This is a genomic window from Dactylosporangium darangshiense, assembly GCF_039537565.1.
GTDB lineage: Bacteria > Actinomycetota > Actinomycetes > Mycobacteriales > Micromonosporaceae > Dactylosporangium > Dactylosporangium darangshiense.
The window spans coordinates 1-6,462 of record NZ_BAABAT010000129.1; the positions used below are offsets into that span (position 1 = coordinate 1).

Here is a 6,462-nt window from a genome sequence, read left to right on the forward strand (position 1 = left end):
GACGGGGTCGAGCAGGAGGTCTACGGGTTCCTGCTGGTGCACTACGCCATCCGCGAGCTGATGTGGCAGGCCGCCCAGCACGCCGGCGAGGACCCCGACCGGATCTCCTTCACCCGCACCCTGAACGCGATCACTTAAGTCAGCGGTATTGCGCCTAGTCGAGGCGTCCCGGATCTCCGGCCGGTCGGCCACCGCCACGTGTCGCTCGTCGCCGACGGTGGCCACATCGAGCACGTGCCGGAAGAGGTCGGCCTTGCCGGGGAAGGCGGCGTAGACGGTGCGCTCGCCGACCCCCGCGGCGTGGGCGATGTCGCGGATGGTGGTAACGACGTAGCCAGAGGGGTCGCAACATCCAGTTGACCGCCACGAGCGGGAGGCCGCGCCTGGGTCCTCATCGCCCTCAGAGGGGTCGCAACGCCGCGGCGAGCGCACCGCCGGCGTGGCGGTTCAATTGTCGGGCTCCACTTGATCCGTTACGGATCAGGGTCAGATGATGCGTGATAGCTCCTGCTAGAAGATCTTTCCGGCATCCAAGTTAGGCGCCGTTGCCTTACGCCACAAGCGAAGGGCCCGGTGTCGCACGGGTTGGGGTTGTCGGGTGGAGTCCTTCAGCGCTTGGAGCGCGTCGAGGAGTCCGGTCGATGGGTATCCGGCTTCGAGCCATTCGAGTGCGAGCCCGGCCCAGTGGTAGCTCCAGCAGCCCAGCGCGCACCGCAGCACTGCTGGCAGCAGTCCGCTGTCGGCCTCGGCGCCGCAGATGGCGTCCATGACGTCCTCCGGTGGCTTTTGCAGTAGGGGCATGAGCCACATCAGATGGTCGTGGGCGAGCCACACGGTGTGCAGTGGCCAGACGGTGTCGTCCTCGTTCCACATGATCCAGGTGCCCTCGGCGTCGAGGCCGAGCATCAGCCCACGATCGTTGACGGCGATGACCGGGCGATCGTCTCTATTGACAGGGTTGGGCTCGGACGTCACCTGGTCATCGTGCCGCACCACGGGGGGTGCTCCGTGAGTGTCCGTATCGGGATCGTCGCGGGGGCCGGAGCGGGTCAGGCCCAGGATCCTGGCGACTCGGCTGGTACCCAACGGGGCAGGGAAGGCTGGGTGCGGCTGTTCCCCAGCCCTCCCCGTCCCGCGCTCGTCAGGTGGTGAGCTGGCCCGACTCGGTGGGCAGGCCCGCGGTCGTCCAGTCCTCGATGCCCTCGCGGTACTTGCGCACGTTGGTGTAGCCGAGGGCGGTGAGCTTGTCGGCCACGCGCTGGCTGTTCGGGCAGGCCGGATTCGAGCAGTACGTCACGATCGGGGTTGCCCTGTTCGGCAGGAGCGCGCTGGCCTGGTCGGCCACGTCGTCCTCTACAAGCGGGATCGCGCCGGGCAGGTGCTGCTTAGCGTAGTACTCGCCGCCGAGCGCGTCGACGACGGTCACGGCACCGGCTTCGATCGCGATACGCAACTGTTCGCGGGTGATGAGGGCGGTCAAGGCATCCTCCATGCAGGGAATTGGACTACAGTCCGGTTATGTCTCGCGACGTTACTGGACCGCAGTCCGTTTATGCTAGGTCGGCGGAGGAGTTGCCGATGTCGCGTACCTCACCGCCCAAGGAACGGGCTGACGCCGCACGCAACCGGGCCGTGGTACTGGACGCAGCCGCCACCCTCTTCGGTCAGCACGGTGTCGACGCGGTGTCGATGGACGCGGTTGCCGCAGCCGCGGGCGTCGGCAAGGGCACGCTGTTTCGTCGGTTCGGGGACAAGGCAGGGCTCGCCATCGCACTGCTTGACGAACAGGAACGCAAGCTGCAGGACGCGATCATGTTCGGGCCCGCCCCACTCGGGCCGGGCAAGCCCGACGACGACCCGACCCCACGGGAGCGGCTACGAGCATTCGTCGACGCGTACCTCGACTACCTGCTGGCCCACCTGGACCTGGTCCGGATGTCGGAGACGGGATCGCCCGGTGCGCGCTACCGGATCGGCGCGTACCGCCTCTGGCATCACCACATTCGACTGATGCTTGCCGGTCGCGACGACCCGGAGGCCGACGCGCACACCCTGCTCGCCGTGCTCGCCGCCGAACACGTACGCGCTATCGCGACCGAACTAGGCCACACGCGAATACGCCGCGCCGCCCTGGCACTCGTCGATGCCCTCGCCTGCTAATGAGGAAGAAGCTCACACCTATCGGTAATCAGGTGTTTGCAAGCCTGTGGTGCAGAGCGTTGATGTCCGGCCGGCAGCAGCTGGGCCGCAACACCCCTCCACCTGCGTCGCGGCTCAGCCGGCGTTGAGCGCGGCGAGCCCGTTTGAGCATCCAGGCGGTCGCCATCTCGTCGTGTCGGGGGTCCAAGCTGAAACCCACCTACATGCTTGTCCTGCGTCAGGAGCTGCAATTTGACCTGACGCGAGAGCTCTGGCTGTCGTTGCGGACCTGCCTCAGGTGTCAATTCTGGATCGGGCCGTGGTTCTTGTTGAAGCGCCCGTTTCCGCGCGGGCTTGGGATCTCGCCGAGCGGGCCCACCTGCTCGTTGATCGCCTCCGGCGTTGGGTCTGCGCCCGCGGCGGCGATGGCGCGGTCGAGCACGGCGGCGGCGTCGTAGGAGGCCATGGCGAACGTCGCCGGGGCCGGCGACTCGGGGTGGGCACGCTGCCACGCCGCCCAGAAACTGGAGGCAGGTAATCACCGCTCCATCAAAGCGGGGAAAGCTGGCGCCGTTGCATTGTCTGATCGAGTGGCGCGGCGAACCGGTGTTCCCTCCTGATTCAGAACTGCCCGACGCCCGCACGTTCTGCCACACGTTCTTCAACCACTACAACCACGCCCACTGGCACAAAGCACTCGGCCTGCACACCCCGGCCTCCGTCCACTTCGGCACCGCCACCGACATCCGCACCCACCGCGCCGCCGTCCTGCACGCAGCCCACGCCCGCAGCCCCGAACGATTCAGCCGACCACCAACACCACCACCCCTGCCCACCACAGCGTGGATCAACCCGCCAACTCCAGCACCACAGATACAGACCGCCTAACCAGCCCGTGTCTCATACGCCTTGACACCTTCCGAACGCTGTCGCGACATGGAGTCCGCGTGGTGCGTCGAGCCCGAGTTCGTAGTGGCCGCGGCGGAGGTTCTGCACGAAGGCGTGTCCGGCGATAATCGTCTGTGCGGTTCGGTCGTATGCAGTCCGCGCATCGGTCTGAGCCGCTGCTTGAGTTGGCTGTGATCGGCCTCGATCGGGTTGTTGGCGTGGCGCTCGACGTGGTGCTAGGCCGACGGGATCAGCGCGTCGAGCACGGCCGGGTACGCATGCGCCGCGTCGGTGACCACCTCGGTGGGCGTCACCTTCAACGTGGCCAACGCCCGCCCGAGGAACCGGCGGGCCGCGGCGGCGTCCCGGCGGGTTGAGATGAGTACGTCGACGACCTGGCCGTGCTGGTCGACGGCTCGGTAGACGTACCGCCAGACACATTTACCCTGATGTAAGTTTCGTCGACGAACCACCTGTCGCCCGGTGCGTGCCGGCAGAACCGGGCTGCGTCGGCCAACAGCGGTGTGAATCGTTGCACCCACCGGTAGACGGTGACGTGGTCGACCTCGACACCGCGCTCGATGAGGAGTTCTTCGACGTCGCGGTAGGACAGGTTGTAGCCCAGGTACCAGCGAACCGCGACCACGATCACCTCCGGCGGGAACCGGAACCCGAAGAACGCAGACCGTGAGGGTAGGGCCGGACGAGGGCGGTTCGAGAGCTTCACCGATCAAGCCTGCCGGGCCAGGCAACGCTCAATGCAACAGCACTCGACGTGGTCACGCTGGCAGTGCAGCGCGTCGGCTGTCACCACGACGCCGTCCAGGTCACCGAGGTGGTCCACCAGCAGCGCAGCGAAGCGGGTGATCTCGCTGGTCTTGGTGTCCACGTCGGTACTGGCGAGCAAGACGCCGGTGAACTGGTCCGCGGCGGCCAGGACTTGTCGTGCCGGGCTGTCGCAGGTTCGCGAGCCCCGCAGGGTCTTGCCGTCCACGGCCATCGTTCGTCTGGATCCGGGTTTCGGCGCGGGAATCCTTGTGGCGAGCCATGTTCCGATTGCTGCGGCGAGCAGATCGGCGTCAAGAGCCTGCAGCAGTCTGCGGATCATCGCCTCGGACGGCCGCCGGTGTGCGTCGATGCTCAGCAGTACCGCGGTATCGGCGGGCAGGTCCGCGACCCATTCGGCGATCGCGGTGTAGGAACGGTAGCCGGCGACCACCGCGCAGACCGCCGCCGTGACCACCACCGCCAGGCGATGGCGAATGCCACGACGAGCGCGTGGATCGGGTACCACGACCAGGGCCACGGCCAGGCCGACGGTCAACTCCGCCGTGCAGCGTCCGGCCGGCGCGGCGGTCAACGAGGGGTGATCAGCGATGATGGCGATGCGGGCATGACTCACTTCAGAAACGATCAACAAGGCGTAGGAACCTCGATGATCTTCTGAATCGGTCATGCCCGCCCTGCTACCTCCAGCACAGGCGCGTCTCCACCAATCAGCTCAAGCCGGACACCCATCACGACTTTGCCGGGGCCCTGTATGCGGTCCTGGGCGGCCGCTGGGCCCACCGGGTCGGCGACGACATCGCCGACCCGGTGGCGTGCAACATTAAGACATAGTCATCGAGCAGTACTACGCCCTAGTTAACCCAGAGAACGACCTGACCATTTCCGTTCGGCACGCAATCAAAGCTGTGATAGCCGGGATGCTGGAGAATGTAGGCGGCGCCGTTAACCTGACAAGCCATTGTACTGGAGTACGTGCCACCATAAGTGGCCGCAAAAGCGGGAGCGCCAAGCAATGCGACTCCAGTCACGGCCGCCACAGCCACGATGGCACCACGGAGTACGTTCCGTCTTGTCTTGCGCAACACAATCCCTCCTCAACTGACAGTGAGGACGATGTTACAACAGGTAAGACGCCTCATTGAAAAGTGTGAGTGTGATGTGCGTCATATCGACATCAATTCCAACAATCTGAAATCCAAGGTTTACGGTATTGACCTTCGCACTCCCCTTCAGGGCCCCGGCAAAGTCGTTAGGTGATGCCGAGTAGGGCCAGTGGTCGGTTGGCGTCGCGGGCGTGGTGGCGGCTGCGATGTTGGTGGCGCCGGCGAGGCGTAGTGCGCCGATGGTGGCGTTGCGGAGGGTGGCCATGACCCGGGGTCCGGTGCCGGTGCGGATCTGGGAGCGGTCTTCGTCGTAGGTGACGTCGTGGACCCAGTGGGTTTTGTTCTCGATGGACCAGTGGCCGCGGACCCAGTCGGTCAGCTGCCACGGCTTGGTTTGGTGGGCCAGGAGATCGGTGATCGCGTAGACGGTCTCGGTAGTGAAGCCAGGGCCCCGGCAAAAGTCCGCCAACGGCTGATGCATTGCCGCCAATAGGACCGCAACAACGAGAACACCGCTGGTCGCGCTCGGCAACAGGTCTGGTCACGTCGCGTGACGAGTGTCCAACACTGGCCAGTGCGCTGAACTGCCGAGTTGGGTGCATGGGATTGCCCGAACAATTGCGTTGCGTCCTCTTGGAGACGCCGATATTTTGCAGGCGTGGAGATTGTGGCTCGCGCCGATCGGCCCGAGCTGCACGACGCGGCGGCCGTCGTGTTCCGCGAACGGTGGCCAGAGTTCGTATTCCACGATGACGTGCCGAAGAGATACATGGGCCGGGCCGAGGAGTACTTCGCGCGGTACGACATCATGGTGCTCGATGGGGGTTCTGTCGTCGCCGGTGGTTGGGGAGTGCCGATGGCGTGGGATGGCAGCGCCGCCGACCTGCCGTCGGGCTACGACGACGCGTTGATCCGTGCGGTCGACGGCCGGGAAGCCGGCATCGAGCCCACGAGCCTGAGCTTTATGGCGGTCGCTGTGGGCTCGTCGCATGACCGGCGTGGTATGGCAGGTCTCGTGCTTGAGGAGTTGGCGCGACGAGCGTGCAGCGACGGCCTCAGGCATGTGGTCGCGCCGCTTCGACCGACGTGGAAGCACCGCTACCCGATGGTGTCGATGGCCGAATACGCCGGATGGAGTCGTCCGGACGGACTCTCGATCGATCCGTGGATCCGCACCCATCAACGCATGGGGGCCCGCGTGCTCTGTCCAGCTCTGCGGTCGATGGTGGTCGAAGGAACCGTCGCGGAATGGGAGAGCTGGACAGGCATGGTGTTTCCCGTCACCCGGGAATATGTCGTCCCCGGAGCGCTCAACCTCGTGCTGATCGATCGCGAACGGGACCGTGGCGTGTATGTCGAGGAAAACCTGTGGGTTCAGCACAGATGAACTCGGCGTCAAGCCCTGTGCCGTGCCATAACTCGTCGCACGGTTTGTGAGCTGGGGTTTCGTCGGTCGGCTGCACGCTCCAGTGATGGTGTTCCGGCTGTTGTATCTGATCATGGTTCAGCTGTTCGGCTGGCTTGTGTGGCTGTCGCGCAGCGA

Annotated in this window: 8 protein-coding genes and 2 pseudogenes; 3 read left to right on the forward strand and 7 right to left on the reverse strand. The window is 65.6% G+C overall.

Annotated elements, in window-relative coordinates:
• From ABD901_RS59510 to ABD901_RS57920, 3 genes are all read right to left on the reverse strand, one after another.
• Positions 1-432 (reverse strand): helix-turn-helix domain-containing protein (locus ABD901_RS59510; RefSeq protein WP_425556869.1); only part of this gene is annotated, 432 nt, incomplete at its 3' end.
• Between the two features lie 78 nt (positions 433-510).
• Complete coding sequence (locus ABD901_RS57915; protein ID WP_345144825.1) at positions 511-975, reverse strand: hypothetical protein; 465 nt, start codon at positions 973-975, stop codon at positions 511-513.
• 166 nt (positions 976-1,141) lie between these two features.
• Positions 1,142-1,492 carry a rhodanese-like domain-containing protein gene (locus ABD901_RS57920; protein ID WP_345144827.1) on the reverse strand — a complete coding sequence of 117 codons (351 nt, stop codon included), beginning with the start codon at positions 1,490-1,492 and terminating at the stop codon, positions 1,142-1,144.
• 86 nt (positions 1,493-1,578) lie between these two features.
• On the opposite strand from ABD901_RS57920, the gene ABD901_RS57925 reads away from it, so the two are divergent.
• A complete protein-coding gene (locus ABD901_RS57925; RefSeq protein ID WP_345144829.1) occupies positions 1,579-2,160 on the forward strand; it encodes a TetR/AcrR family transcriptional regulator in 582 nt (193 codons plus the stop codon).
• A 280-nt stretch (positions 2,161-2,440) separates the two neighbouring features.
• Here the strand turns inward: ABD901_RS57925 and ABD901_RS57930 are convergent.
• A pseudogene (locus tag ABD901_RS57930) lies at positions 2,441-2,653 on the reverse strand (ABC transporter substrate-binding protein); the annotation flags it as partial.
• A 59-nt stretch (positions 2,654-2,712) separates the two neighbouring features.
• Here ABD901_RS57930 and ABD901_RS57935 point away from each other — a divergent pair.
• The gene (locus ABD901_RS57935) at positions 2,713-3,027 is read left to right on the forward strand and encodes an integrase core domain-containing protein (protein WP_380131976.1); all 315 of its coding nucleotides are present in this window, start codon (positions 2,713-2,715) and stop codon (positions 3,025-3,027) included.
• A 12-nt stretch (positions 3,028-3,039) separates the two neighbouring features.
• Here the strand turns inward: ABD901_RS57935 and ABD901_RS57940 are convergent.
• The 3 genes and pseudogenes from ABD901_RS57940 to ABD901_RS59515 all read right to left on the reverse strand — a co-directional run bounded on the left by ABD901_RS57940 (position 3,040) and on the right by ABD901_RS59515 (position 5,400).
• A pseudogene (locus ABD901_RS57940) lies at positions 3,040-3,754 on the reverse strand (IS6 family transposase).
• A 3-nt stretch (positions 3,755-3,757) separates the two neighbouring features.
• Positions 3,758-4,483: an ISAs1 family transposase gene (locus ABD901_RS57945; protein ID WP_345144831.1), complete on the reverse strand. Its 726-nt coding sequence runs from the start codon at positions 4,481-4,483 to the stop codon at positions 3,758-3,760.
• A 449-nt stretch (positions 4,484-4,932) separates the two neighbouring features.
• Positions 4,933-5,400 (reverse strand): hypothetical protein, encoded by a 468-nt coding sequence (locus ABD901_RS59515; RefSeq protein ID WP_380131973.1) that lies wholly within the window; start codon positions 5,398-5,400, stop codon positions 4,933-4,935.
• A gap of 177 nt (positions 5,401-5,577) precedes the next feature.
• Here ABD901_RS59515 and ABD901_RS57955 point away from each other — a divergent pair, with 177 nt between their 5' ends.
• A complete protein-coding gene (locus ABD901_RS57955) occupies positions 5,578-6,306 on the forward strand; it encodes a hypothetical protein (RefSeq protein ID WP_345144833.1) in 729 nt (242 codons plus the stop codon).
• Positions 6,307-6,462 lie beyond the last annotated feature (156 nt).

What these genes read in the sequence shown, in the direction of transcription:
- ABD901_RS57945 (WP_345144831.1), bottom strand. Translation starts at nt 4,483, where the DNA reads ATGACCGATTCAGAAGATCATCGAGGTTCCTACGCCTTGTTGATCGTT.
- ABD901_RS57920 (WP_345144827.1), bottom strand. Translation starts at nt 1,492, where the DNA reads ATGGAGGATGCCTTGACCGCCCTCATCACCCGCGAACAGTTGCGTATC.
- ABD901_RS57925 (WP_345144829.1), top strand. Translation starts at nt 1,579, where the DNA reads ATGTCGCGTACCTCACCGCCCAAGGAACGGGCTGACGCCGCACGCAAC.
- ABD901_RS59515 (WP_380131973.1), bottom strand. Translation starts at nt 5,400, where the DNA reads ATGCATCAGCCGTTGGCGGACTTTTGCCGGGGCCCTGGCTTCACTACC.